The following is a 24174-nucleotide window of genomic DNA, read 5'->3' as shown; positions in this document are numbered from 1 at the left end:
CAATTTAAACGCAAGCTGACACCATTCAGCTGCGGGTTCAGCGCCCGGGTTTCTCAAACTTATCGTATCCAAAGCACCGGGGCCCGGCAGCGCCTATCGCCAGCCATTATTTAATCACTGGCGTAAAGCGCTAAATGTGCCACAGTTCAACAGCATAAATTGCTGAGCCCGCATCTGGCGTCTGTGTCCGTTTTCACATACATTAGGCGCGTTTTCCCCCCTGCGGTACGGAGTAAAGTCGTGAATCCTGCGCTGTTAGATCTATCAGGCTATATAAAATTTTTTGTCGGGCTCTTTGCGCTGGTTAATCCGGTGGGAATTATTCCGGTGTTTATCAGCATGACCCGCTATCAGGGCGTGGCTGAGCGTAATAAAACCAATCTTACCGCCAATCTGGCGGTCGCTATTATCCTCTGGACGTCGCTCTTTCTGGGCGATGCTATTCTGCGGGTGTTTGGCATCTCCATCGACTCTTTCCGTATTGCGGGCGGGATTCTGGTGGTCACCATTGCAATGTCGATGATTAGCGGCAAGCTGGGTGAAGATAAACAGAACAAGCAGGAGAAATCAGAAACCGCCATTCGCGAAAGCGTGGGTGTGGTGCCACTGGCGTTACCGCTGATGGCCGGGCCGGGGGCGATCAGTTCAACCATCGTCTGGAGCACCCGCTATCACAGCTGGCTCAACCTGCTGGGCTTTACCCTGGCGATAGCTATCTTTGCCTTCTGCTGCTGGCTGCTGTTCCGGGCCGCACCCTTAATGGTGCGCATCCTGGGCCAGACCGGGATTAACGTCATCACGCGTATCATGGGCCTGCTCCTGATGGCGCTGGGCATCGAATTTGTTGTCACCGGCATGAAGGCCATTTTCCCCGGTCTGCTCAATTAGCAGCGCACTTATTTCAGGCAATGAATTGATCAGGTGAACCGTTATGGTGCAAAAAGGGAATTTCATTGCACCATAACGATGCATTTATTCGCGCAGCTTAACTCGGGCTGGAAATTATAAATTTCATTACTGCGTTTCAGATCACAGACTTTTTTCTGCAAAAGAATGTCACTATTTTCACATCATTTTCTGCTACAAATTTTTCAGCCAGCCTCATAAACCGCCAGATAACGCCTCAGGAAATCGATTTCATCGCAGAGAGGCGCCTTTTTTCCCGATAACTGACAGATCGGGCACATTTTTTTTCTTCTCATCCCTTTAATGCGGTGTTTTCGAATAATTTATCTATTTATCAATAGCATAAGTTATTTTCAGAACAAAAATTAACGCTTTCGCTGCCGCGCTTCTCATGATAAAAGAGAATTAGTTAACATTTTAGCTATTTTACTTTGGCACCCCACAAGGGCTTCTGATAATTTCTGGCCCAGCGTAATTTTTTTCTCCGAAAGCCCAAAGTGAGAACGCTTTTTGCTTAAGCCTGTCGGGATACTTAATAAAGGGTTGGCGTGTCGCATGATTGGGATGAATAAATTGCAGCAACAGCGGTCACTTATCGCAACTGTTCTGTTGATGGCGTTTTCGCCAGCCTATGCCGCTACGGTTCCGCCGGGGACCGCACTGGCGGCCCGTCAGGCGATCGTGATTAATAACGGCGGTGAAGTCTCCTCGCTGGATCCGCATAAAACTGAAGGCGTGCCGGAATCCAATATTATTCACAATCTGCTGGATGGACTGGTCAACACGGATAACCGGGGTGAGGTGGTGCCTGGCGTGGCGAAAAGCTGGGAGAACCCGCAGCCTGACATCTGGATTTTTCAACTGCGCCAGGATGCGAAGTGGAGCAACGGGCAGCCCGTCACCGCCGATGATTTTGTCTATAGCTGGCGTCGTCTGGTGGATCCGAAAACCGCGTCACCCTATGCCAGCTATCTGCAGGCTGCGCACTTCGCCAATATCGACGCCATCCTGACAGGTAAAGCGTCACCCGATCAACTGGGTGTTAAGGCGCTGGATGCGCATCGGCTGCAGATTACCCTGAGCGAGCCTGTACCTTATCTGGTGGCGATGTTAGCGCATACGGCGATGAAGCCGGTCTACGCACCCGCTATTAAACAGTGGGGTGAGGCCTGGACGCGCCCGGAACACTATGTCGGCAATGGTGCCTACCAGCTCAGCGACTGGGTGGTGAATGAGAAAATCGTTGTGAAGCGTAATCCGCACTACTGGGACAACGTCCATACGGTGATTGAGCAGGGGACATTCCTGCCGATCGCCTCGGAAAACAGCGACATCAACCGCTACCGCAGCGGCGGCACGGATATCACCAACAGCGCGGTGCCGCCTGAGATGTTTGGCAAACTGCGCAAAGAGCTGGGCGACGAAGTGAAAGTCAGTCCGCTGCTCTGCACCTTCTACTACGAAATTAATAACAAAAAGCCGCCATTTACCGATGCGCGGGTGCGCAGCGCGCTGAAGATGACGCTGGATCGCGATATCATCGCCAATAAGATCATGGCCCAGGGACAGATCCCCGCCTATAGCCTGACGCCACCCTTTACCGCCGGTATCCGGCTGACGCCACCCGCCTGGTTCACCTGGACGCAGGCGCAGCGCAATGAGGCGGCGAAGAAGCTGCTGGCAGAGGCGGGATTCGATGCCGCCCATCCGCTGAGCTTTACACTGCTCTACAACACCTCCGATCAGAATAAACGTCAGGCGATTGCGGCCGCATCAATGTGGCAGAAAAACCTGGGCGCGAAAGTCACATTGCAGAATCAGGAGTGGAAAACCATGCTGGAGACCCGGCATCAGGGCCAGTTCGACGTGGTGCGGGCAACCTGGTGTGCCGACTACAACGAGCCGTCCACCTTCCTGAATATGCTGATCAGCAACGCCTCAATTAATACCGCATTCTACAGTAGTGCAACCTTCGATCGGCTGATGTCAGAGACCCTCACGGCGGGCAGTGAAGCGGCACGCGCTGACCTCTATCAGCAGGCTGAAACACAACTCGACAAAGACTCACCAATTGTGCCAGTTTACTACCGCGTAAGTGTGCGCCTGGTAAAGCCCTGGGTTGGCGGCTTTACGGGCAAAGACCCGCAGGACATGACAGACCTGAAGTACTACTTCATCAGACAACACTGATCTGATCGCCGTCCGGCGAGACAGTCAGAAAACGCATCCGCATAAAGACCATTTTGGGTCAATCTCCCTGGTACAGGCCGGGGAGCCCGGAGACGGGGGACGCCGTAGCAGTGCATCGCCACGGTGACGATAATAAAACTGGAGTGTAATAATGAACAACATCACGAAAAAAAGCCTGATTGCAGCGGGCGTTTTCGCCGCAGTGAGTGCCCTGGCAGGGAATGCGGCTCTGGCGGCTACCGTGCCTGCGGGCGTTGAGCTGGCTGCAAAACAGGAGCTGGTACGCGGCAATGGCGATGAAGTGCAGTCGCTGGATCCTCACAAAATTGAGGGCGTACCGGAAGACAACGTGGCGCGCGACCTCTATGAAGGTCTGCTGGTCAACGACAGCAACGGTAAACCGATCCCGGCCGTGGCGGAAAGTTACGAAAACAAAGATTTCAAAGTGTGGACGTTCCACCTGCGCAAAAATGCCAAATGGTCTAATGGCGAACCTGTCACCGCACAGGACTTCGTCTACAGCTGGGAGCGCCTGGTCGATCCTAAAACCGCCTCACCGTACGCCAGCTACCCGCAATATGGCCATATCCTGAACGTCGATGACATCATCGCCGGCAAAAAACCGATCACCGATCTGGGCGTTAAAGCCATTGATGATCACACGCTGGAAGTCACCCTGAGCGAGCCGGTACCTTACTTCGATAAGCTGCTGATCAACTCCGTGATGTCCCCGGTTTATAAACCGGCCATCGAGAAGTTTGGCGATCAGTGGACTCAGCCTCAGAACTGGGTCGGCAACGGCGCCTTTAAGCTGGACGCGCACGTTATCAATGAGCGCATCACCCTGGTGCGTAACCCGAACTACTGGGACAACGAGCACACCGTGCTGAACAAAGTGACCTTCCTGCCAATCAGTTCAGAAGTCAGCGACGTTAACCGCTACTTCTCCGAAAACGGCAGCGACATGACCTACAACAACCTGCCGATTGAGCTGTTCAAAAAGCTGCAGCGTGACAACGGCAAAGAGCTGCACGTCGATCCCTATCTCTGCACCTACTACTACGAAATTAACAACCAGAAAGCGCCATTCACCGATCCGCGCGTACGTGCTGCTCTGAAGCTGGGTCTGGATCGTGACATCATGGTCAACAAAGTGCTGGCGCAGGGCCAGAAGCCGGCTTACAGCTACACGCCGCCAGCCACCGACGGCATGGACATTCTGCCGCCAGACTGGTTCAAGTGGTCACAGGACAAACGTAACGCCGAGGCGAAAAAGCTGCTGGCTGAAGCGGGCTACACCGCGGATAAACCGCTGACCTTTAACCTGCTTTATAACACTTCCGATCTGCACAAGAAGCTGGCGATTGCCGCCTCGTCAATCTGGAAGAAAAACATCGGCGTGAACATTAAGCTGGAAAACCAGGAGTGGAAAACCTTCCTGGATACCCGTCATCAGGGTAACTTCGATGTGTCACGCGCCGCCTGGTGTGCCGACTACAACGAACCGACTTCCTTCCTGAACACCATGCTGTCCAACAGCAGCAGTAACACCGCGCACTATAAGAGCGAGGAGTTCGATAAAGTGGTGCGTGACGCGATCAAGGCTTCTGATGAGAAAGCGCGTGCCGCGGATTATCAGAAGGCGGAGCAGATTCTGGATAAAGACAGCACCATCGTTCCGGTCTACTACTACGTGAACACGCGTCTGGTTAAACCTTACGTTGGCGGCTACACCGGTAAAGATCCACTGGATAAAACCCTGGATAAAAACTTCTACATCATTAAACACTAATAGCATTCAGGCTATCAGCAGTGGCGGCGCGTCTGGCGCCGCCTTTTACTATTTTTATGTTGTGAAGCAACAGCCTGGTAGGTACGGCAATGTTAAAATTCATCCTGCGTCGCTTGCTTGAAGCGCTACCGACGCTGTTCGTTCTGATTACCATCTCCTTCTTTATGATGCGCCTGGCCCCGGGCAGCCCCTTTACCGGCGAGCGTACGCTGGCCCCGGAAGTAATGGCGAACATCGAGGCGAAATATCACCTCAACGATCCGATCGGCAAACAGTATGTCGATTACCTGGTGCAGCTGGCACACGGCGATTTCGGCCCGTCGTTTAAATACAAAGACTATTCGGTCAACTATCTGGTCGCGCACGCTTTCCCGGTCTCGGCCAAACTCGGCCTGGCCGCGTTTCTGCTCGCGGTAGTGCTGGGCGTGACGGCGGGTGTGATCGCCGCGCTTAAGCAGAACACGCTGTGGGACTTTGCGGTGATGGGGGTGGCAATGACCGGCGTGGTGATACCGAGTTTCGTGGTGGCACCGCTGCTGGTCCTGCTGTTCGCCATCAGCCTGAAGTGGCTGCCGGGCGGCGGCTGGAATGGCGGGCAGTGGAACTACATGCTGCTGCCGATGGTGGCCCTGTCGCTGGCCTATATCGCCAGCATCGCCCGTATTACCCGCGGATCGATGATCGAAGTGATGCACTCAAACTTTATCCGCACCGCACGGGCGAAAGGTTTACCGCTGCGCCGCATCGTGCTGCGCCATGCGCTGAAACCGGCTCTGCTGCCGGTGATCTCCTACATGGGTCCGGCTTTCGTCGGCATCATCACCGGATCGATGGTGATTGAGTCGATCTACGGTCTGCCGGGTATCGGCCAGCTGTTTGTCAACGGCGCGCTGAACCGTGACTACTCACTGGTGATGAGCCTGACCATTCTGGTTGGTCTGCTGACCATTGTCTTTAACGCGATTGTTGACGTGCTCTACGCCGTTATCGATCCGAAAATTCGTTACTGATTGCGGAGTTCGCCATGATGTTAAGTAAGAAAAACAGCGAAGCTCTGGATGCGTTCAGTGAGAAGCTGGAAGTAGAAGGGCGTAGCCTCTGGCAGGATGCGCGTCGTCGCTTTATTCATAACCGGGCTGCCCTGATCAGCCTGCTGGTGCTGCTGCTGATTACGCTGTTTGTAATCTTTGCCCCGATGCTGGCGCAGTTTACCTATGATGACACCGACTGGGCCATGATGTCCTCGCCACCGGATACCACCTCCGGCCACTGGTTCGGCACCGATTCATCGGGACGTGACCTGCTGGTGCGTGTGGCCATCGGCGGACGCATCTCCCTGATGGTGGGTGTCGCCTCTGCGCTGATCGCGGTAATTGTGGGCACACTCTACGGCTCGATTGCCGGCTATCTGGGCGGCAAAACCGACTCGGTGATGATGCGTATTCTGGAAATCCTGAACTCCTTTCCGTTTATGTTCTTCGTGATCCTGCTGGTGACCTTCTTTGGCCGCAACATCCTGCTGATTTTTGCCGCCATCGGCATGGTCTCCTGGCTGGATATGGCGCGTATCGTGCGCGGCCAGACGCTCAGCCTGAAGCGCAAAGAGTTTATTGAAGCGGCCCATGTCGGTGGCGTGTCGACCTGGAAGATCGTCGTGCGCCATGTCGTTCCGAACGTGCTGGGCGTGGTGGTGGTGTACGCCTCGCTGCTGGTGCCAAGCATGATCCTGTTCGAATCCTTCCTGAGCTTCCTGGGCCTGGGAACGCAGGAGCCGCTGAGCAGTTGGGGCGCACTGCTCAGCGACGGGGCTAACTCCATGGAAGTCTCGCCGTGGCTGCTGCTCTATCCGGCGGCGTTCCTGGTGGTCACACTGTTCTGTTTCAACTTTATCGGCGATGGCCTGCGTGATGCCCTCGACCCGAAAGATCGTTAAGGAGTTTCCCGATGACCATTCATGAATTTCAGCCCGCGATGGCGGCCCGCGCGGGAAGCGAACAGCTACTGACGGTCAAAGATCTGCGCGTGACCTTTAGCACGCACGACGGGGACGTCACCGCCGTCAATGACCTTAACTTCTCGCTGCGCGCGGGAGAGACGCTGGGTATTGTCGGTGAATCCGGCTCCGGCAAGTCGCAGACCGCGTTTGCCCTGATGGGGCTGCTGGCTAAAAATGGCCGCATCGGCGGCTCGGCGATTTTCAACGGCAAAGAGATCCTCAACCTGCCGGAAAATCAGCTGAATAAACTGCGTGCCGAGCAGATTGCGATGATCTTCCAGGACCCCATGACCTCACTTAACCCCTATATGCGGGTGGGTGAGCAGCTGATGGAGGTGCTGAAACTGCACAAAGGCATGAATAACGCACAGGCGTTTGAAGAGTCGGTGCGGATGCTGGATGCGGTAAAAATGCCGGAGGCGCGCAAGCGCATGAAGATGTTTCCGCATGAGTTCTCCGGCGGGATGCGCCAGCGCGTGATGATCGCTATGGCGCTGCTCTGCCGTCCTAAACTGCTGATCGCAGATGAGCCGACGACCGCACTGGATGTGACGGTGCAGGCGCAGATCATGACGCTGCTTAATGAGCTGAAGCGCGAGTTCAACACGGCCATCATTATGATCACCCACGATCTCGGCGTGGTGGCGGGGATCTGCGACAAGGTGCTGGTGATGTATGCGGGCCGGACCATGGAGTATGGCCGGGCGCGCGACGTCTTCTATCAGCCCGCTCATCCTTATTCGATCGGCCTGCTGAATGCCGTGCCGCGTCTGGATGCGGAAGGCGAGAGTCTGACCACCATCCCGGGCAATCCGCCTAATCTGCTGCGTCTGCCGCAGGGCTGTCCGTTCCAGCCGCGTTGTCCGCACGCGATGGATATCTGCACCCAGGCACCGCCGCTGGAACCGTTCGGCGATGGCCGCCTGCGCGCCTGCTTTAAGCCGGTGGAGGAGTTAGTATGAGCACCGTAGCGGAAAAAAGAGTGTTACTCGAAATCGCCGATCTCAAAGTGCATTTCGATATCAAAGATGGCAAGCAGTGGTTCTGGCAGCCGTCGAAGACCCTGAAAGCGGTCGATGGCGTCAGCCTGCGTCTTTATGAGGGGGAAACCCTGGGCGTGGTGGGCGAGTCAGGCTGCGGAAAATCGACCCTGGCGCGCGCCATTATTGGTCTGGTTAAGGCAACCGATGGCCGTGTCGCCTGGCTGGGGCGCGATCTGCTGGGCCAGAGCGAAGAGGAGTGGCGCAAGGCGCGCAGCGATATCCAGATGATCTTCCAGGACCCGCTGGCGTCGCTGAACCCGCGTATGACCATCGGCGATATCATCGCGGAGCCGCTCAGAACCTATCATCCGAAAATGGCGCGTCAGGAGGTCAAAGAGCGCGTCAGAAATATGATGATGAAGGTGGGGCTGCTGCCCAACCTGATTAACCGCTATCCGCACGAGTTTTCGGGTGGGCAGTGCCAGCGTATCGGTATCGCCCGCGCCCTGATTCTGGAGCCGAAGCTGATTATCTGTGACGAGCCGGTCTCCGCGCTGGACGTCTCGATTCAGGCACAGGTGGTTAACCTGCTGCAGCAGCTGCAGCGTGAAATGGGGCTGTCGCTGATCTTTATCGCCCACGATCTGGCAGTGGTGAAGCACATCTCTGACCGGGTGCTGGTAATGTATCTGGGCCATGCGGTGGAGCTGGGCACCTATAACGAGGTCTACAGCAATCCGCAGCACCCTTACACCCGCGCGCTGATGTCGGCCGTGCCAATCCCCGATCCGGATCTGGAGAAGAATAAACAGATTCAGCTGCTGGAAGGGGAGCTGCCCTCGCCAATCAATCCGCCGTCAGGCTGTGTGTTCCGTACCCGCTGCCCGATTGCCGGACCGGAGTGCGCCAAAACCCGGCCACTGCTGGAAGGCAGTTTCCACCATGCGGTCTCCTGTCTCAAGGTCGACCCGCTGTAAAGCAAAACGCCGGGCAGAAGCCCGGCGTTTTCTTATCTGGCGATTACTCCCGCCACAGGATGTGACAGAGCTTGTGATCTTTCTCGCGGCAGAGCAGCACGCGCGCAAAGACGTCGGTAATCGGTTCGCCGTCCGCTTCACCCAGCCCGATGACCACCTCGGCAAAGAAGTCCGGGTTCAGATCGAAATCGACATGATCTTTCCAGTCCTCAGAGGGGTCGAACAGCTCCGCGCCGCCGCGCTCTTCGAACTGCAGATTGAAGAGAATGATGTCGGCCGGATCCAGGTTGTCGCCTGCCAGTTCGAGAAAAATATCGTAGGCTTGTTCCAGCGTTTCATCTTCGGTAAGGCGATTATTTAAATCCATAGTCTGTCCTGTCGGCCTGTGGCCATTTACACAATCTGGCTCGTTTTACAGTAAAGGGCTGAAGAAGTAAAACAGTCGTTCGACGATGCGCTGCCACCAGGCACGTTTTGCCCAGCGCTTGCCATCCAGCAGGCGGGAACGGGCAATATAATCATCCTGTACACAGGCCAGGTCGCTGCCAAAGCCCGCATCATCCACCACCAGCGTGACTTCAAAGTTCAGCCATAAACTGCGCATATCGAGGTTTACGGTTCCTACCAGGCTCAGTTGTCCGTCGACCAGCACGCTCTTGGTGTGCAGCAGGCCATCTTCAAACTGATAAATTTTTACACCGGCTTCCAGCAGCTCGCTGAAGAAGGCGCGGCTGGCCCAGCCCACCAGCAGAGAGTCATTGTTGCGCGGGATAATGACGCTGACACTGACGCCGCGCTGCGCCGCTGTGCAGATGGCATGCAGCAGGTCGTCGCTGGGCACAAAGTAGGGTGTGGTCATGATCAGCTGCTCTCGCGCCGAATAGACCGCCGTCAGCAGCGCCTGGTGGATCATATCTTCCGGGAAGCCGGGACCGGAGGCGATCACCTGTACGGTGTGGCCGCTCTCCTGTTCAAACGGCATGATATTGCGATCGGGCGGCGGTGGCAGAATACGTTTACCGGTTTCGATCTCCCAGTCGCAGCTGAAGACAATCCCCATCGCGGTTGCCACCGGGCCTTCCATTCGCGCCATCAAATCGATCCACTGGCCGACGCCTGCGCTCTGCTTGAAGAAGCGCGGATCGACCAGGTTCATGCTGCCGGTGTAGGCGATGTAGTTGTCGATCAGGACGATTTTACGGTGCTGACGCAGGTCCATTCGGCGCAGGAACACGCGCAGCAGGCTCACCTGCAGCGCTTCCACCACATCGATACCGGCATTGCGCATCATGCCCGCCCAGGGGCTGCGGAAAAAGTTCACGCTGCCTGCGGAGTCGAGCAGCAAACGGCAATGCACACCCCGGCGTGAGGCGGCCATCAGAGATTCCGCCACCTCATCCGCCAGGCCACCGGGATGCCAGATATAGAAGACCATCTCGATATTGTGGCGGGCCAGCTGGATATCGCGGATCAGCGCCTGCATCACATCGTCAGAGCTGGTCAGCAACTGGAGCTGATTGCCCTTGACCCCGGCGATCCCCTGCCGATGGTAGCAGAGCTCAAACAGCGAACGCGCCACGTCGCTGTGCTCGGTGGCGAAGATTTCACGGCACTGTTTGAGATCGTTGAGCCAGCGGGCGGTTGACGGCCACATAGTGCGTGCGCGCTCCGCGCGACGTTTACCCAGATGCAGTTCGCCAAAAGAGAGATAAGCGATAATACCTACCAGCGGCAGGATATAGATCACCAGCAGCCAGGCCATCGCAGATGTTACGGCCCGGCGTTTCATCAGAATGCGCAGGGTGACACCGGCAATCAGCAGCCAGTATCCAAACAGCAGCAACCAGCTGATGAGCGTATAAAAAGTGGTCATAAAGTGGACATCCCGTTCGCGCTTTCGTCTGGCAAGTTTACGTGCAGAAGCGTACTAACGAAACCTTTTATCCTGGACTCGCCGGGCGGGCAATCGGATTTGGCATTCGCACAGAGATCTCTATAATGCCCACGCGGATCCGATGTCAGAGAGGAAGTGATGAAAAGAAGCAGAAATGAAGTGGCGCGCTGGAGAATGCTGAGACAGGTTCATCGTCGCCGTTCACGCTGGCTGGAAGGGCAGTCACGACGATATAAGCGTATTCACTGCATTCGCCACCAGCTGGCACAGCAGCAGCGTCGCTCGATTCTGTTTATTACGCAGATGGTCTAGCCTCACCCGGTGCGGGGTGCCTGACGATAACCGCTTCGTCAGGCTTCCATAAATCCCGCTTCGGCCAGCAGGCGTCGCGCCATCAGGTGCTCCTGCTGCGTAGCCCCCCGGTCGCTGACCTCATGCATCAGACACACCATCCTGTCACCCAGCGCCGCTGGCCGGCGACAACCCGGCCGATCGTACCATTCACAGGACCAGCGTCCCGATTTTCGCTGATAGTAGATCGTCAGCCACGCCGAGCAATGCGCCGGATAACCGCTCATCACTTCAATCTTAGGGTCAGCAATCGCTGCAAGACATGACAGCAGTGGCTGAAACAGCGTAAGGGTCTGGCCAGGATAAGTTTTATGCATAATTAAGTCGCGACTGCAATGCGCATCCATTCAGAGGATTAACTCATAAGATCCAAATGTAGACAGCTCTGCCAGAAAATTCCTCTTCGTGACTGAAAAAATGATAGAGAGATCGTTTTTTAACGCAAAAAGAGGAGGCGAACGGGGGATGTACAGGACAATACCGAAAACTTGTACAACTTTACATTAGTTTAAGTGGATGTTATTCAGGGTTTTATTAAGATTAGCTCAGGCTTTCAGGAATTTTCTGGCGAAATACCTGTACAATAGAGGTGTTGTTGTATAACTTTACCCTATCGGTGAGCAAACTTAACTAAACACTTTGAGGTCTATTATGCAGACTAACACGCGTATCCCCGCTTCAGTATCTGATATCTCTGCCTATCTGCACAGCGCTGCGCAGCCTTCACAGCAGGCGATTCTGGGTTCAGTCGTTGCTGAGATCATTGGTTCAGGCCGCACTCTTAACCGCAAGGCTATCTGCTCAAAACTGATCAAACGCCTGCAGCATGTGACCAGCGTCGAAGAAGAGCAGCATTATCACGAACTGATTGGCCTGATCCTGGATCGTGGTTAATCAGCGCGTAGCGGCAGAGCCAGGGCGGTCAGTAACCGCGACCTGGCCCGCTAAGCTGACATAACCGGTCGCTGCCTTTTAACGCGCATTCCGTCTCTGCCTCTGCTCGTGAGTGACAGTATGCCGGAAATGTCAGCAGCAGGTTCAGTTCGCAATCACCTTTTCATACGGCTTGTCTCAGTGACTATTATCCCAACAGGCGTTGCGCGTTCAGCATCAGCGTGACGTTAACCATCTGCAATGCTGCCGCCAGTACAATCAGCATCACAATCCACTGCTTACTCTTCCGCCAGCCCCGCGTCCGCCAGAGATAAACGGCACCGCCAGTCAATACAGCGATAATCGCCAGTAAACCGATAATCACACTCTGCATCTTTTCTCTTACCCTGACCCTGACCCTGACCCAAAGAAAAATGGCTCCTGTGTCAGACACAGAAGCCATTTTTACAGCCCGCTGACGGTCAGAAGACGCGTTTGAACGGCTTAACCGACACCTGGGCGTACACACCCGCCGCAAAATAGGGGTCATCCTGCGCCCAGGATTGTGCGGCTTCCAGCGACGGGAATTCAGCAATCACGGTTGATCCGGTAAAACCCGCCACGCCGGGATCGTTACTGTCAACCGCAGGCATCGGACCGGCGACAATCAGGCGTCCCTCTTCCTGCAGTAGTTTAAGCCGGGCCAGATGGGCAGGGCGGACGGCATTACGCTTTTCCAGTGAATCTGCAGTATCTTCTGCATAAATGACGTAAAGCACTCAGTAACTCCCAGTATTCAGAATTTCGCAACACGTTAAGGGATCGTCAGGCAGAGTGCAAACGAAACCTGTGGGCAGTGCAGGGCTCAGCATAAAGGGCTAAAAAGCGCTTTTATGCAGAGCGGAGAGTGGGAGTTATTGAAACTGATTGCTATTTGCATTTAAAATTGCGGCTTCACTCAATTACTGCGACCGTTATGACCACGCTGACTATGCCACTACCTAAACGCACGTCTGTCTCCATGCTGCTGTCCGTCATCCTGCATGGGGCCGTGATTGCCGGAATTCTCTACGCGTCGTTCGGGCAGGAGATCACGGTACCTGAGGCATCGCAGCCCATCAGCGTTACCATGGTGGCACCGGACATTCAGCCCGCGCCCACAGCAGTCGCGCCACCGGAACCGCAACCCCAGCCTGAACCGATACCGGAACCGCAGCCAGCTCCGGAACCGCCAAAGGCGGAGCCGGTGCCGATACCGAAGCCTGAACCTGCACCAAAGCCAAAGCCGAAGGCTGAACCTAAACCAAAACCTAAACCCAAACCTGAGCACCGGCAGCCAGTGCGCGAGGTGAAGCCGCGTCAGGAGAACAAACCGCAGGCCAATCCTTTCCAGCAAAAGAGACCCTCTGAAGAGAAGAAGCCGGCCGCCGCGCCACAAGCCACGCCGTCACCCGGCGCCTCTGCGTCAACGGGACCGAAAGCTTTAAGCATCAGCAAGCCGGGCTATCCACCGCGCGCGTTTGCCCTGCGGATAGAGGGGCGCGTCAGGGTGAAGTTTGATGTAGACAGTGACGGACGGGTCGATAATATCGACATTCTCTCCGCGCAGCCGGCGAACATGTTCGAACGGACCGTTAAGCAGGCGATGAAAACGTGGCGCTACCAGAGCGGCCGTCCTGCGCAGGGTATGACCATGAATATCGTGTTCAAAATCAATGGCGGAGCCAGTATCGAATAAGCGCGGGGGTCAGACCGCCAGGGCTGACCCGTCACTCACTCGCCTGCGGGCTGATTGGCGCGACCGGCGGGCAGAGGGCGCGATTTGCCCTCGTTATCGACAGCCACGTAGATGAATACCGCTTCCGTGGCACAGTAAGTCTGACCGATCGGCTCAGACGACACCTTTTTGATCCACACTTCGACGTTAATCGTCATGGAGCTGTTGCCGGTGCGGATGCAGCTCGCATGGCAGCTCACCACGTCGCCCACCGCGACCGGTTTCATGAATGACATGCCATCGACCCGCACGGTCACCACGCGGCCTTCTGCAATCTCTTTAGCCAGAATTGCGCCGCCCATATCCATCTGTGACATCAGCCAGCCGCCAAAAATATCACCGTTGGCGTTGGTATCTGCCGGCATGGCGAGCGTACGCAGCACCATTTCGCCTTGCGGCAATTTATGTTTTTCGTCCATTGCGTCCACTTATTTGCAGGTTAGTGCTAAAAAAATGCCCGGCGAACCGGGCTGCGTCATTATTTTTGTTCCTGCTGCGGCATCTGTCGCCAGATATAGAGCCCACTGAGCAGGGTAAACAGGAGCGTCAGGCCGGAAAGACCGAAAACTTTGAAGTTAACCCAGAAGGCCTGTGATAACCAAAAGGCGACATAGATATTCACCAGGCCGCAGATGAGAAAGAACAGCGCCCAGGCAATATTGAGCCGTCGCCAGACAGCGTCGGGCAGCTGCAGCTCTTTGCCCAGCATACGCTGAATCAGGGTCTGCTGCATAAACCACTGGCTGTAGAGCAGGGCGGCGGCAAACAGGCTGTAGATCACGGTAACTTTCCACTTAATGAACTCATCGTTGTGGAATACCAGCGTCAGGGTGCCAAACACGGCCACCAGCACAAAGGTGAAAATCGTCATCTTTTCCAGCTTACGATAGAGCACCCAGCTGACGACCAGCGCCAGGCCGGTGGCGACGATCAGTGCGCCGGAAGCTACAAAGATGTCATACAGCTTGTAGAAGATGAAAAAAACCACCAGGGGAAGAAAGTCGAGTAGCTGCTTCATAGTTTTTCCATTCAGAGTTGGCTGCGGATCTGCCCGGGGGCAGATCGCGAATCAACGTAACAGCATATAGAGACGATAGAGATAGATAATCAACATCGCCGAAACCAGATTACCCGCTGCGGTGAAAATCACCGATGAGACATTAAGCGGTAACACAGTCAGCGACGAGAAGAACAGCATCACCACAACTTTGGCCAGCAGCCAGAGCAGGATCGCGGGCGCAATCAGCTTCACGTTCTTCCACGCCATCCGCATGCTGGCGCGCATGGCGGCAAAGACGCCCATTTTCTCACGGGCCACCATTACCGGCGCCAGCGACAGCAGCATGGTCAGCAGAATCCCTGGCACTACCAGCACCATAAAGCCCAGTTGCGCCACCAGCGTCATCAGGAAGGTGAGCAGCAGCAGTTTAGGCAGCATTGGCACGGAGGCGCCAATTGCCCGCAGCGCGCTGACACGCTGGCCGGAAGAGACCAGCGGGATCAGGCAGAGCATGCCGCCCAGCAGCAGCGTATTGCCCATCAGCGCCGCAAAGGTGCTGGCAGCCGAGGCGTGCAGCAGGACCTGCTGCTGCTCCGGAGACATATTCTGCACCATCTCAAACAGCGAACTGGCGCTGACGTCACTCTGCTGGAGTATGGCCATCTGGTCGGCACCGGGTGTCAGCACATGCACCAGCATAACGGTAATAAAAGCGGTCAGCAGCGACAGCAACAGCAACGTAGCCAGTTGATGACGCGCAAAATTTCCTGTGTCACGGTATAACGAGCTGGCCGTGATAGACATGTACACTCCTTGGAGGAACCGGGTTAATTAACCCGGCGATTGTACATGTTCTGGCAGCTCGCGGGCACCCGCCGTGGCATAACTTTCTGTCATATCAGGTAAAGAAGGCGCAAAAAGCGCAGGAAGACCATAACGGGCGCGGGCGCGATCGCAGGCTTCGTTAGGAATGCCCGCCTCACCAGACATGGCAAACTCCCGACAGGGCGTCGGACGTTGCTCATAAATCCCGCAGGAGACACAGCCACCGATTTCGCCCTCAAGAGCGACGCAGCGGGGCGTGCGATCGTTCGTCCCCCGCATATTGCGCATCAACAGGCTCAGTGGTTCGGTTAAGTGGGTTGGCACCAGTCCGCCAGCATCATCGGCTTCGGCCCAGTAAAAAGAGACGCGGAAATGGGCGCAGCAGGCGCCACAGCTGACACAGGGATTCGTTATTTCATGCATTTGATCACCCGCCCCTCCCAGGGCATCGAACCAAAATCAACAAGGAAGAGAAGCAAAATAGGCTGGCCGAAATTATTCAGCAAGCGCTATTTTTCGCAGCCAGCCGGTGCTGAAATTGATCTAAATCAATTCATTGTTTTATAAGCAGTTTATCTGAAGCGTTCAGAGTGCAATTTTCTGTAAATCACGTTAAAAAATTGCCAGCAAAAAAAGCAATGACGTTCGCGATGTTAACATTAAGCAAAGGAGTGATAATGAAACTGGCAAAATGCGCAATGCTGCTGGCACTGGCGTTGCCTCAGCTGGCAATGGCCCACGAAGCGGGTGACTTCTTTATGCGGGCTGGCAGTGCCACCGTCCGGCCCACCGAGGGTTCCGATAACGTGTTAGGCATGGGGGAATTCAGTGCCTCCAATGACACGCAGCTGGGCCTGACATTTACTTATATGGCAACAGATAATATAGGGGTCGAGCTGCTGGCCGCCACGCCATTCCGGCATAAAGTGGGCCTTGGCCCGACCGGTACGCTGGCGACGGTGCGCCAGTTGCCACCTACGCTGATGGCGCAGTACTACTTCTTTGACAGCAAAAGCCCGGTGCGTCCTTACGTGGGCGTGGGCGTGAACTACACCACTTTTTACGATGCTAAATTCAACCAGACCGGCCGTGATGCGGGTCTGACCGACCTCAGCGTGAAGGACTCCTGGGGCGTGGCGGGTCAGGTGGGTCTCGATTATCAGATCAATCGCGACTGGATGCTGAATGCGTCGCTGTGGTACATGGATATCGATACGGAAGTGAAGTTTAAAGCGGGGGGCGAACAGCAGAACATCAACATGCGCGTCGATCCCTGGGTGTTCTTCTTCGGCGCGGGCTACCGTTTCTGACAATAAAAAAGGCCGCTGAATCCGCGGCCTTTTTGTCGATCAGAGGTTACTTGATCTGCATGTTGTTAACAACCGATCTTACGCCCGCCACGCTGCGTGTCACCTGAACGGCACGGTTGGCCATCTGTGGTGATGAAACAAAGCCGCTCAGCTGAACTTTGCCTTTAAAGGTTTCTACGTTGATTTCCGTCGACTTCAGCGACTCATCTTTCAGCAGCGCACCTTTGACTTTGGTGGTAACGACGGTGTCATCGATATAGCCACCGGTTCCCTCTTTAGTTGCGGTTGGCGCACAGGCGCTCAGTGTCAGCGCAACCACGCCTGCCAGTACAGCACCTGCCAGCATTTTAACGAATTTCATTGCTTTCTCTCCCTGTCACAAATTGGATGCGACGTTACCGTAACGGCGCACTGTCATTGTGGTGCAGATTTGACGAAAAGGGCAAATGGCGGCGGATAAAAAAGGAAACAAATCATGCCTTATCGGGTGATAAGGCATGATGGCAGGATTAGCGGCTGGCAGCTTTGAGGCGGCTGACAAACTGCTTCAGTTCACTCAGCATCACGTCCGGTTCGGCGTGATGCTTTTCGATGATTCTGACAATCGCTGAACCGGTGATGGCGCCCGCCGCACCCGCCGCGATCGCTTCCTTCACCTGTTCCGGTTCCGAGATACCAAAGCCCTGCAGCGGCGGCGCGGCGTGATATTCACGTAGCCTGTCGATCAGATGCTGCAGCGGCAGGCTGGCGCGGTTTTCAGCACCGGTTACGCCTGCACGCGACAGCAGATAGGTGTAACCGCGACCGTGTGAGGCGATCTCACGCAGCAGCTCATCGCTGGCATTGGGCGGACAGATAAAGATCGGTGCCACACCGTGACGCAGCGCCGCCTGACGGAAGGGCGCAGACTCTTCAACCGGTACGTCGGCCACCAGGACGGAATCGACACCGGCTTCGGCACAACGGGCATAAAACGCATCCACGCCGTTGGTAAAGACCAGATTGGCGTACATCAGCAGACCAATCGGCAGATCCGGATATTTGCGGCGGATGGTCGCCAGCATCTCAAAGCACTGGCTGGTGTTAGTGCCCGCCGCAAAAGCGCGTAACGTCGCGTTCTGGATGGTCGGGCCATCGGCCAGCGGATCGGAGAAGGGGATCCCCAGCTCCAGAGCATCTGCGCCCCCTTCAACCAGCGCGTCGATCACACGCAGTGACAGCGCAGGGGACGGGTCGCCGAGCGTCACAAAGGGAACGAAAGCGCCTTCGTTGTTCGCTGACAGGCGGGTAAACAGTTGATTGTAACGTTCCATCAGATTTCTCCCTGCGCAGTCAGAATGTCATGAACGGTGAAAATATCTTTGTCGCCACGGCCGGAAAGGTTGACCACAATCAGCTGCTCTTTCTCCGGCTCCGCATGGATCATCTTCAGTGCATGAGCCAGCGCATGGGAGGACTCCAGCGCCGGGATAATGCCTTCCGCGCGGCAGAGCTGTTTAAAGGCGTCCATCGCTTCATTATCGGTAATCGAAACGTAGTCTGCGCGACCGATGCTGTTGAGATGCGCATGCTGCGGGCCTACCGACGGGAAATCTAGGCCGGCAGAGATAGAGTAGGACTCTTCGATCTGGCCGTCGTGCGTCTGCATCATCGGCGCTTTCATGCCGAAATAGATCCCCACGCGACCGTGCTTCAGCGGCGCACCATGTTCGCCCGTCTCGATGCCGTGACCCGCCGGTTCGACCCCGATCAGCTTCACGCTGGTCTCGTCGATGAAGTCGGCAAACATCCCGATGGCGTTGGAACCGCCGCCCACACAGGCGAGGATCGCATCCGGCAGGCGTCCCTCTTTTTCCAGAATCTGCTTTTTGGTCTCTTCGCCAATCATGCGCTGAAACTCGCGCACAATCGTCGGGAAGGGATGGGGACCCGCCGCCGTACCGAGCATATAGTGCGCGGTTTCATAGCTGCCGGACCAGTCGCGCAGCGCCTCATTACAGGCGTCTTTCAGCGTGGCAGAGCCGCTGTGCACCGGGATCACTTCCGCGCCCATCAGACGCATACGGAACACGTTTGGTGACTGACGCTCCACATCTTTTGCGCCCATGTAGATGCGGCACTTCATGCCCAGCAGTGCGCAGGCCAGGGCGGATGCCACACCGTGCTGACCCGCACCGGTTTCAGCGATAATTTCGTTTTTGCCCATGCGTTTGGCTAACAGCGCCTGACCCAGCACCTGGTTGGTTTTGTGTGCGCCGCCGTGCAGCAGATCTTCACGCTTGAGATAGAGACGGGTTCTGGTGCCTTTGGTCAGGTTTTTGCACAGCGTCAGCGCGGTCGGACGACCCGCATAGTTCTTCAGCAGGTCGGTAAATTCGGCCTGAAACGCCGGATCTTTCTGCGCGTCGACAAACGCCTGTTCGAGCTGGCGCAGCGCGGGCATCAGGATCTGCGGAACGTACATTCCGCCAAATTCGCCAAAGTAGGGATTGAGTAACGTCATTTTTATCTTCCTTTCTCGGGCCCGGGTAAAGCGGGCCAGGCAAATCAGTAGGCACGCAGTGTCTGAAACACAGCAGCGATTTTACGGGCATCTTTGATGCCGGGCGCGCTTTCCACGCCAGAGTTGAAGTCCAGTCCGGCACAGCCCAGCTGCGCGGCTTCAACGCAGTTATCTGCGCTGAGGCCACCGGCCAGCAGCACATTGTCCAGGGTCTGCCCCTGCAGCAGTGACCAGTCGAAACGTTCGCCGGTGCCGCCGTTGCCGTTGTCGAACACGTAGCGGTCCACATGCGGCCAGTCGCGGGCCGGGACGCTGCCCTCAATGCGCAGCGCCTTCCAGATCTGAACCTCTGCGGGCAGCGCGGCGCGCAGTTCGGCTACAAACGCGGGGCTCTCATCGCCATGCAGCTGAACGGCTGACAGCGAAAGGGTTTCCGTTTGCGTGACAATGTCACTTATTGTGTTGTTGCGAAAGACGCCGACATAGCGCAGCGGCGCAGCCGCCATCACCGACTGCGCCGTGGCCGTGTCGATCAGGCGCGGTGAGCCTTCGGCAAAGATCAGGCCACCATAGATGGCACCGGCTTCATAAGCGGCACGCGCATCTTCAGGGCGGGTCAGGCCGCATACCTTGTTACTGCCCAGCGTGACCCGACGCACCGCAGCGGTCAGATCGGACTCTTCCATCAGGGCGGAGCCGATCAGGAAACCGTTGGCAAAATGGCTGAGCTCGCGAATATCCGCATAGCTGTTGATCCCCGACTCGCTGATGACCGTCACGCCATGCGACAGGCGCGGAGCCAGCTGGCGCGTGCGGTTGAGATCGATAGAGAGATCGCGCAGATCGCGGTTGTTGATCCCCACGACTTTTGCCTGCAGAGCGATGGCGCGCTCCAGCTCCTCTTCGTTGCTGACTTCGGTCAGGATGCCCATCTTCAGGCTATGCGCCACGGCGGCCAGCTGACGATACTGCTCATCATCCAGTACAGAGAGCATCAGCAGAATGGCATCCGCCTGGTAGTAACGCGCCAGGTAGATCTGATAGGGGTCGATAATAAAGTCTTTGCACAGCACCGGCTGGGTGATCGCCGCGCTGACAATCGGCAGAAAAGCGAAGTCGCCCTGGAAATATTTCTCATCGGTCAGCACGGAGACCGCAGAGGCGTAGTGGCGATAGACGCCGGCAATAGCGGCCGGGTCAAAATCCTCGCGGATCACGCCTTTCGAAGGGGACGCTTTTTTGCACTCCAGGATAAACGCGGTGCGTGCACCCTGCAGCGCGTCGTAGAAATGACGGCTGGCAGGTTCAATGCTGTTCTGAAAGGTAGAGAGCGGCTGCTGCTGCTGACGGGCTTCCACCCAGATCGCTTTATCCTGAACAATTTTTTCTAACACGGTGCCTTTCATGATTATCCTCTTGCTGCCAGTGCGACGACGCGCTCATACGCCTGTCCGCTGCGGATGGCGTTTAGCGCCTGCCGGGCGTTTTCACGCAGATCTTCCTGACCGAATACTTTAAGCAACATCGCCACGTTGATGGCGACCGCTTCTTCATGGGCCTGCTGGCCATTACCCTGGAGTAAAGCCGTGAGAATGTCACGATTTTCTTCCGGCGTGCCGCCTGCCAGTGCCTCTTTGGGATGGAAGCCAAAACCAAAGTCCTCCGGCGAGAGCTGATAGCGGGTGATCTCGCCGTCGCGCAGTTCGGCCACATGTGTCACGTCGTGCAGCGCCACCTCATCCATGCCGCCGCCATGCACCACCGCCGCGCGCTGATAGCCCAGTACTTTCAGGGTCTGGGCAATCGGCATCACCAGATCCGGGCTGTAGACACCAATCACGGCCAGCGGCGGACGTGCAGGATTGATCAGCGGGCCGAGCACGTTAAACAGCGTGCGCGTTTTAAGTTGCTGGCGAACCGGCATCGCGTGGCGGAAACCGGTGTGGTATTGCGGCGCAAACAGGAAGCAGACGTTCAGATCGTCCAGCGCCTGGCGCGCCCGCTCTGCAGGCATATCAAGATCGATGCCAAAGGCCGCCAGCAGATCGGAAGAGCCGGACTTGCTGGAGACGCTGCGGTTGCCATGCTTTGCCACTTTCAGTCCGCAGGTGGCGGCCACAAACGCGCTGGCGGTGGAGATATTAATGCTGTTGCTGCCGTCGCCGCCGGTGCCGACGATGTCCGCGAAGGCATAGCCCGGGCGCGGGAAGGGTTTGGCATCTTCCAGCAGTGCCGTGGCGGCCCCGGCGATCTCTTCCGGCGACTCACCGCGCACTTTCATGGCGACCAGCGCCGCGGCGAGCTGTACCGGCTCCAGCTGTCCGGTAATAATGGCGCTGAAGAGGGCGTGACTCTCCGCCTGACTCAGCGTCTGCGCCTGGTAAAGTTTTTCCAGTGTCTGTTGCATCGTTATTCTCCCTTTACTTCGCCAGCGCCCAGGCCAGCGTCTGCTCAAGCAGCCGCGCGCCCTGAGAAGTCAGAATCGATTCCGGGTGGAACTGAAAGCCGCAAACCCGGTCGGTTTCATGGCGCACCGCCATCACCATCCCGTTGTAACTGGCATTGACCGTCAGCGCTTGCGGTGTGTTACTGCCCACCAGTGAGTGATAACGCGCCACCGGCAGTGGATTGCTCAGACCGGCAAACATCGCCTCGCCGTCGTGATCGATCGAGGAGGCTTTACCGTGCAGGATCTCGCCCGCCTGACCGACATGGCCGCCGTAGGCTTCCACAATCGCCTGATGTCCCAGACAGATACCGATAATCGGCAGACGACCGCGCAGCGCCTGCAGCAGCGCGGGCATACAGCCCGCATCCTTTGGCGCGCCGGGACCCGGAGAGAGCATCAGCACCGGGTTTTCCATTCGCTGCAGTTGTTCGATCAACAGCTCCGCAGGCAGGTTATTGCGGTAGATCACCACGTTGTGACCAAAGGTCCGCAGCTGATCAACCAGGTTGTAGGTAAATGAGTCGATGTTATCGAGCAGCAGAATATCGGCCATCAGAAGATCTCCTTGCAGTGATGGGCAGTCGCGATTGCGCGCAGAACGGCGCGGGCCTTGTTGCGGCTTTCATCCGCTTCAGCCTGCGGATGAGAATCCAGCACCACACCCGCACCGGCCTGCACGGTGGCGACGCCATCTTCGACATAGGCCGAACGGATGACGATACAGGTATCCAGATCGCCCTGCGCCGTGAAGTAGCCCACCGCGCCGCCGTAGCTGCCACGGCGTGTGCCTTCGGCACCGGCAATCAGCTGCATGGCGCGCACTTTTGGCGCACCGCTGAGGGTGCCCATGTTCATGCAGGCGCGGTAGGCGTGCAGCACATCCAGGTCGGCGCGCAGCGTACCCACCACGCGGGACACCAGGTGCATCACAAACGAATAGCGGTCCACTTTGGTGAGGTCCGCGACGTAACGGCTGCCCGGCACACAGATACGGGCCAGGTCGTTTCGTGCCAGATCCACCAGCATCAGATGTTCAGCCAGCTCTTTATGGTCGGTGCGCATCTCCAGCTCGATCCGGCTGTCGAGATCGCGGTCCAGCGAGCCGTCAGCGTGGCGGCCACGCGGGCGCGTACCGGCAATCGGATAAATTTCGATCTGACGCGAGGTGGCGTCATACTTCAGCGAACTCTCTGGCGAGGCGCCGAACAGTGAGAAATCCTGATCCTGCATAAAGAACATGTAGGGGCTGGGGTTGCTGTTTTTCAGCGTGTCATAGGCGGCCAGCGGCGACGGGCAGGGCAGTGAGAAGCGGCGGGACGGCACCACCTGGAAAATCTCGCCGATGCGAATCGCCTGCTGCATCTCACGCACCACCTCACAATAGGCTTCGTCGCTCTGGCTGGTGGTCAGCGTCATCTGCGCCACCGGCTGCACCGGCAGCGCCGGAGCGGGCTGCAGGATCTGGCCATGCAGCTGCTCAATGCGGCGCTGCAGGCGCTGGAACTCGCTGGTGGAAGGGCAGAACAGGCTGGCCTGCAGACGCGCGCTGCGGGTCTGATGGTCGATCACCAGTAAGGTTTCTGCCAGATAGAAGCAGTAGTCGGGGCAGTGCTGCTGATTATCCAGCACGGGCAGCGTCTCAAAACCGGCCACCAGGTCATAGGCGAACAGGCCACCCAGCAGCACGGCTTCGCGCTCGTCGGCTGAGGAGTTGACCAGTTGCGGGATCAGACGCAGCGCATCAAAGACCGACAGCGCCTTCAGCCGGGAATCTTCATCCTGCTGATGGTCGTGGCTCGGCGGGAAGGTCAGCTCGCGTCCATCGGGGCGCACCTGATTGCCCACGGCGGCGGGCAGCGCCTCATCCAGCAGCGGCAGCAGGGCGCGGCCATTTTCCGATAGCGCCTGTACGGTGACAGTAGGGCCCATTGCGCTGATGCGCAGCGCGCTGTCGACGATCAGCAGGCTTTTTAAATTGCGCTTGCTGTCGATGTCAGCAGACTCAAGCAGCAGGGTTGCCGGACGTGCGCCGCAAAGCTGGTGAAACACTGCGGCCGGATCTTCGCGGTAAGGCGCGGTGCCGGTAATCAACTTCACTGTAGGTTTCGCATTTGGCATGATGATTTCTCTGAATTTCGCTCAAAAAAAAGCCCGCGTCTTGGCGGGCTCAGGTTTTCACACGGCGTTTACGCAAAGTGTGCACGATCCTGTCGCCCTTAATCGGGAACAGCGCGCCAACCCTCTGAATGCATCATTACTTCCGCCATGACTGAATACCCCTTGCGTGTGAACTTGTGTACTAGTTAACGGGTTCAGGGCGAAAATGTCAATACACTTTTTCACTGACC

25 protein-coding genes and 1 pseudogene are annotated in these 24174 nt (G+C 56.8%); 11 read left to right on the top strand and 15 right to left on the bottom strand.

All coding sequences use genetic code 11. From position 1 onward, the window contains the following. Positions 1 to 240 precede the first annotated feature (240 nt). The 7 genes from AB1748_RS11850 to oppF all read left to right on the top strand — a co-directional run bounded on the left by AB1748_RS11850 (position 241) and on the right by oppF (position 8844). Positions 241 to 888, top strand: a complete 648-nt coding sequence (locus AB1748_RS11850) for a YchE family NAAT transporter (protein ID WP_111140040.1) — start codon at positions 241 to 243, stop codon at positions 886 to 888. Positions 889 to 1470: 582 nt separating this feature from the next. Beyond that, positions 1471 to 3096: an ABC transporter substrate-binding protein gene (locus AB1748_RS11845; RefSeq protein WP_367395533.1), complete on the top strand. Its 1626-nt coding sequence runs from the start codon at positions 1471 to 1473 to the stop codon at positions 3094 to 3096. A gap of 151 nt (positions 3097 to 3247) precedes the next feature. Further along, the gene (gene oppA / locus AB1748_RS11840) at positions 3248 to 4888 is read left to right on the top strand and encodes an oligopeptide ABC transporter substrate-binding protein OppA (protein ID WP_111140041.1); all 1641 of its coding nucleotides are present in this window, start codon (positions 3248 to 3250) and stop codon (positions 4886 to 4888) included. A gap of 89 nt (positions 4889 to 4977) precedes the next feature. Next, positions 4978 to 5898, top strand: coding sequence for an oligopeptide ABC transporter permease OppB (gene oppB, locus AB1748_RS11835; RefSeq protein WP_111140042.1), 921 nt, complete (start codon positions 4978 to 4980; stop codon positions 5896 to 5898). Positions 5899 to 5912: 14 nt separating this feature from the next. Beyond that, entirely contained in the window at positions 5913 to 6821 is a 909-nt protein-coding gene (oppC, locus tag AB1748_RS11830; RefSeq protein ID WP_111140043.1) for an oligopeptide ABC transporter permease OppC, read from the top strand. A gap of 11 nt (positions 6822 to 6832) precedes the next feature. After that, positions 6833 to 7846, top strand: coding sequence for an ABC transporter ATP-binding protein (locus tag AB1748_RS11825; RefSeq protein WP_293771055.1), 1014 nt, complete (start codon positions 6833 to 6835; stop codon positions 7844 to 7846). Continuing rightward, positions 7843 to 8844 (top strand): murein tripeptide/oligopeptide ABC transporter ATP binding protein OppF, encoded by a 1002-nt coding sequence (oppF, locus tag AB1748_RS11820; protein WP_111140045.1) that lies wholly within the window; start codon positions 7843 to 7845, stop codon positions 8842 to 8844. The genes AB1748_RS11825 and oppF overlap by 4 nt, the downstream gene beginning before the upstream one ends. Positions 8845 to 8887: 43 nt before the next feature. On the opposite strand, the gene AB1748_RS11815 is transcribed toward oppF, so the two are convergent. Then, complete coding sequence (locus tag AB1748_RS11815; protein ID WP_009089915.1) at positions 8888 to 9211, bottom strand: HI1450 family dsDNA-mimic protein; 324 nt, start codon at positions 9209 to 9211, stop codon at positions 8888 to 8890. A 45-nt stretch (positions 9212 to 9256) separates the two neighbouring features. Next, complete coding sequence (gene cls, locus AB1748_RS11810) at positions 9257 to 10717, bottom strand: cardiolipin synthase (protein ID WP_111140046.1); 1461 nt, start codon at positions 10715 to 10717, stop codon at positions 9257 to 9259. A 159-nt stretch (positions 10718 to 10876) separates the two neighbouring features. Here cls and AB1748_RS11805 point away from each other — a divergent pair, with 159 nt between their 5' ends. Further along, on the top strand, positions 10877 to 11050 hold the full coding sequence (locus AB1748_RS11805; protein ID WP_128084052.1) for a YciY family protein: 174 nt from the start codon (positions 10877 to 10879) through the stop codon (positions 11048 to 11050). Between the two features lie 38 nt (positions 11051 to 11088). Here the strand turns inward: AB1748_RS11805 and AB1748_RS11800 are convergent, their stop codons facing one another. Further along, positions 11089 to 11406, bottom strand: coding sequence for a hypothetical protein (locus tag AB1748_RS11800; protein WP_367395532.1), 318 nt, complete (start codon positions 11404 to 11406; stop codon positions 11089 to 11091). Positions 11407 to 11740: 334 nt separating this feature from the next. Between AB1748_RS11800 and ycgZ the strand changes: the two genes are divergently transcribed. Further along, positions 11741 to 11983, top strand: a complete 243-nt coding sequence (gene ycgZ / locus AB1748_RS11795) for a regulatory protein YcgZ (protein WP_111140048.1) — start codon at positions 11741 to 11743, stop codon at positions 11981 to 11983. Positions 11984 to 12170: 187 nt separating this feature from the next. On the opposite strand, the gene AB1748_RS11790 is transcribed toward ycgZ, so the two are convergent. Further along, a complete protein-coding gene (locus AB1748_RS11790) occupies positions 12171 to 12356 on the bottom strand; it encodes a hypothetical protein (protein WP_111140049.1) in 186 nt (61 codons plus the stop codon). Between the two features lie 88 nt (positions 12357 to 12444). Continuing rightward, complete coding sequence (locus AB1748_RS11785; protein WP_111140050.1) at positions 12445 to 12741, bottom strand: YciI family protein; 297 nt, start codon at positions 12739 to 12741, stop codon at positions 12445 to 12447. Between the two features lie 197 nt (positions 12742 to 12938). Between AB1748_RS11785 and tonB the strand changes: the two genes are divergently transcribed. Then, positions 12939 to 13700 carry a TonB system transport protein TonB gene (gene tonB / locus AB1748_RS11780; protein WP_367395531.1) on the top strand — a complete coding sequence of 254 codons (762 nt, stop codon included), beginning with the start codon at positions 12939 to 12941 and terminating at the stop codon, positions 13698 to 13700. Positions 13701 to 13735: 35 nt separating this feature from the next. Here the strand turns inward: tonB and yciA are convergent, their stop codons facing one another. From yciA to AB1748_RS11760, 4 genes are read right to left on the bottom strand one after another with little or no spacing between them, the layout of a single operon-like run. Further along, positions 13736 to 14158 carry an acyl-CoA thioester hydrolase YciA gene (gene yciA / locus AB1748_RS11775; RefSeq protein WP_111140052.1) on the bottom strand — a complete coding sequence of 141 codons (423 nt, stop codon included), beginning with the start codon at positions 14156 to 14158 and terminating at the stop codon, positions 13736 to 13738. A gap of 59 nt (positions 14159 to 14217) precedes the next feature. Continuing rightward, positions 14218 to 14757 carry a septation protein A gene (locus AB1748_RS11770; protein WP_111140053.1) on the bottom strand — a complete coding sequence of 180 codons (540 nt, stop codon included), beginning with the start codon at positions 14755 to 14757 and terminating at the stop codon, positions 14218 to 14220. Positions 14758 to 14808: 51 nt separating this feature from the next. Continuing rightward, on the bottom strand, positions 14809 to 15543 hold the full coding sequence (locus AB1748_RS11765; RefSeq protein WP_111140054.1) for a YciC family protein: 735 nt from the start codon (positions 15541 to 15543) through the stop codon (positions 14809 to 14811). 27 nt (positions 15544 to 15570) lie between these two features. Then, on the bottom strand, positions 15571 to 15987 hold the full coding sequence (locus AB1748_RS11760; protein WP_111140055.1) for a YkgJ family cysteine cluster protein: 417 nt from the start codon (positions 15985 to 15987) through the stop codon (positions 15571 to 15573). Between the two features lie 197 nt (positions 15988 to 16184). Here AB1748_RS11760 and ompW point away from each other — a divergent pair, with 197 nt between their 5' ends. Then, entirely contained in the window at positions 16185 to 16874 is a 690-nt protein-coding gene (gene ompW, locus AB1748_RS11755) for an outer membrane protein OmpW (RefSeq protein WP_255562720.1), read from the top strand. A gap of 46 nt (positions 16875 to 16920) precedes the next feature. Here the strand turns inward: ompW and AB1748_RS11750 are convergent, their stop codons facing one another. The 6 genes and pseudogenes from AB1748_RS11750 to AB1748_RS11725 form a co-directional block, all read right to left on the bottom strand. Beyond that, positions 16921 to 17235 (bottom strand): BON domain-containing protein, encoded by a 315-nt coding sequence (locus AB1748_RS11750; protein WP_111140057.1) that lies wholly within the window; start codon positions 17233 to 17235, stop codon positions 16921 to 16923. A gap of 148 nt (positions 17236 to 17383) precedes the next feature. After that, positions 17384 to 18187, bottom strand: coding sequence for a tryptophan synthase subunit alpha (gene trpA, locus AB1748_RS11745; protein WP_367395530.1), 804 nt, complete (start codon positions 18185 to 18187; stop codon positions 17384 to 17386). Then, a complete protein-coding gene (gene trpB / locus AB1748_RS11740) occupies positions 18187 to 19377 on the bottom strand; it encodes a tryptophan synthase subunit beta (RefSeq protein WP_111140059.1) in 1191 nt (396 codons plus the stop codon). The genes trpA and trpB overlap by 1 nt, the downstream gene beginning before the upstream one ends. Before the next feature lie 44 nt (positions 19378 to 19421). Then, a complete protein-coding gene (gene trpCF / locus AB1748_RS11735) occupies positions 19422 to 20783 on the bottom strand; it encodes a bifunctional indole-3-glycerol-phosphate synthase TrpC/phosphoribosylanthranilate isomerase TrpF (protein ID WP_111140060.1) in 1362 nt (453 codons plus the stop codon). Positions 20784 to 20785: 2 nt separating this feature from the next. Beyond that, a pseudogene (trpD, locus tag AB1748_RS11730) lies at positions 20786 to 22379 on the bottom strand (bifunctional anthranilate synthase glutamate amidotransferase component TrpG/anthranilate phosphoribosyltransferase TrpD). Then, positions 22379 to 23944: an anthranilate synthase component 1 gene (locus tag AB1748_RS11725; RefSeq protein ID WP_367395529.1), complete on the bottom strand. Its 1566-nt coding sequence runs from the start codon at positions 23942 to 23944 to the stop codon at positions 22379 to 22381. The pseudogene trpD and the gene AB1748_RS11725 overlap by 1 nt, the downstream one beginning before the upstream one ends. Positions 23945 to 24174 lie beyond the last annotated feature (230 nt).

Source organism: Pantoea sp. Ep11b, assembly GCF_040783975.1.
Taxonomy (GTDB): domain Bacteria; phylum Pseudomonadota; class Gammaproteobacteria; order Enterobacterales; family Enterobacteriaceae; genus Pantoea.
Note: the sequence above shows the minus strand (reverse complement) of the source record. Positions and strands in the feature narration are given on the sequence as shown.

Bases quoted from the DNA above. Each gene is read 5' to 3' on its own strand.
- AB1748_RS11845 (WP_367395533.1), top strand. From the start codon at position 1,471: ATGAATAAATTGCAGCAACAGCGGTCACTTATCGCAACTGTTCTGTTG.
- oppA (WP_111140041.1), top strand. From the start codon at position 3,248: ATGAACAACATCACGAAAAAAAGCCTGATTGCAGCGGGCGTTTTCGCC.
- oppB (WP_111140042.1), top strand. From the start codon at position 4,978: ATGTTAAAATTCATCCTGCGTCGCTTGCTTGAAGCGCTACCGACGCTG.
- oppC (WP_111140043.1), top strand. From the start codon at position 5,913: ATGATGTTAAGTAAGAAAAACAGCGAAGCTCTGGATGCGTTCAGTGAG.
- AB1748_RS11825 (WP_293771055.1), top strand. From the start codon at position 6,833: ATGACCATTCATGAATTTCAGCCCGCGATGGCGGCCCGCGCGGGAAGC.
- oppF (WP_111140045.1), top strand. From the start codon at position 7,843: ATGAGCACCGTAGCGGAAAAAAGAGTGTTACTCGAAATCGCCGATCTC.
- AB1748_RS11815 (WP_009089915.1), bottom strand. From the start codon at position 9,211: ATGGATTTAAATAATCGCCTTACCGAAGATGAAACGCTGGAACAAGCC.
- cls (WP_111140046.1), bottom strand. From the start codon at position 10,717: ATGACCACTTTTTATACGCTCATCAGCTGGTTGCTGCTGTTTGGATAC.
- AB1748_RS11805 (WP_128084052.1), top strand. From the start codon at position 10,877: ATGAAAAGAAGCAGAAATGAAGTGGCGCGCTGGAGAATGCTGAGACAG.
- AB1748_RS11800 (WP_367395532.1), bottom strand. From the start codon at position 11,406: ATGCATAAAACTTATCCTGGCCAGACCCTTACGCTGTTTCAGCCACTG.
- ycgZ (WP_111140048.1), top strand. From the start codon at position 11,741: ATGCAGACTAACACGCGTATCCCCGCTTCAGTATCTGATATCTCTGCC.
- AB1748_RS11790 (WP_111140049.1), bottom strand. From the start codon at position 12,356: ATGCAGAGTGTGATTATCGGTTTACTGGCGATTATCGCTGTATTGACT.
- tonB (WP_367395531.1), top strand. From the start codon at position 12,939: ATGACCACGCTGACTATGCCACTACCTAAACGCACGTCTGTCTCCATG.
- yciA (WP_111140052.1), bottom strand. From the start codon at position 14,158: ATGGACGAAAAACATAAATTGCCGCAAGGCGAAATGGTGCTGCGTACG.
- AB1748_RS11770 (WP_111140053.1), bottom strand. From the start codon at position 14,757: ATGAAGCAGCTACTCGACTTTCTTCCCCTGGTGGTTTTTTTCATCTTC.
- AB1748_RS11765 (WP_111140054.1), bottom strand. From the start codon at position 15,543: ATGTCTATCACGGCCAGCTCGTTATACCGTGACACAGGAAATTTTGCG.
- AB1748_RS11760 (WP_111140055.1), bottom strand. From the start codon at position 15,987: ATGCATGAAATAACGAATCCCTGTGTCAGCTGTGGCGCCTGCTGCGCC.
- AB1748_RS11750 (WP_111140057.1), bottom strand. From the start codon at position 17,235: ATGAAATTCGTTAAAATGCTGGCAGGTGCTGTACTGGCAGGCGTGGTT.
- trpA (WP_367395530.1), bottom strand. From the start codon at position 18,187: ATGGAACGTTACAATCAACTGTTTACCCGCCTGTCAGCGAACAACGAA.
- trpB (WP_111140059.1), bottom strand. From the start codon at position 19,377: ATGACGTTACTCAATCCCTACTTTGGCGAATTTGGCGGAATGTACGTT.
- trpCF (WP_111140060.1), bottom strand. From the start codon at position 20,783: ATGAAAGGCACCGTGTTAGAAAAAATTGTTCAGGATAAAGCGATCTGG.
- AB1748_RS11725 (WP_367395529.1), bottom strand. From the start codon at position 23,944: ATGCCAAATGCGAAACCTACAGTGAAGTTGATTACCGGCACCGCGCCT.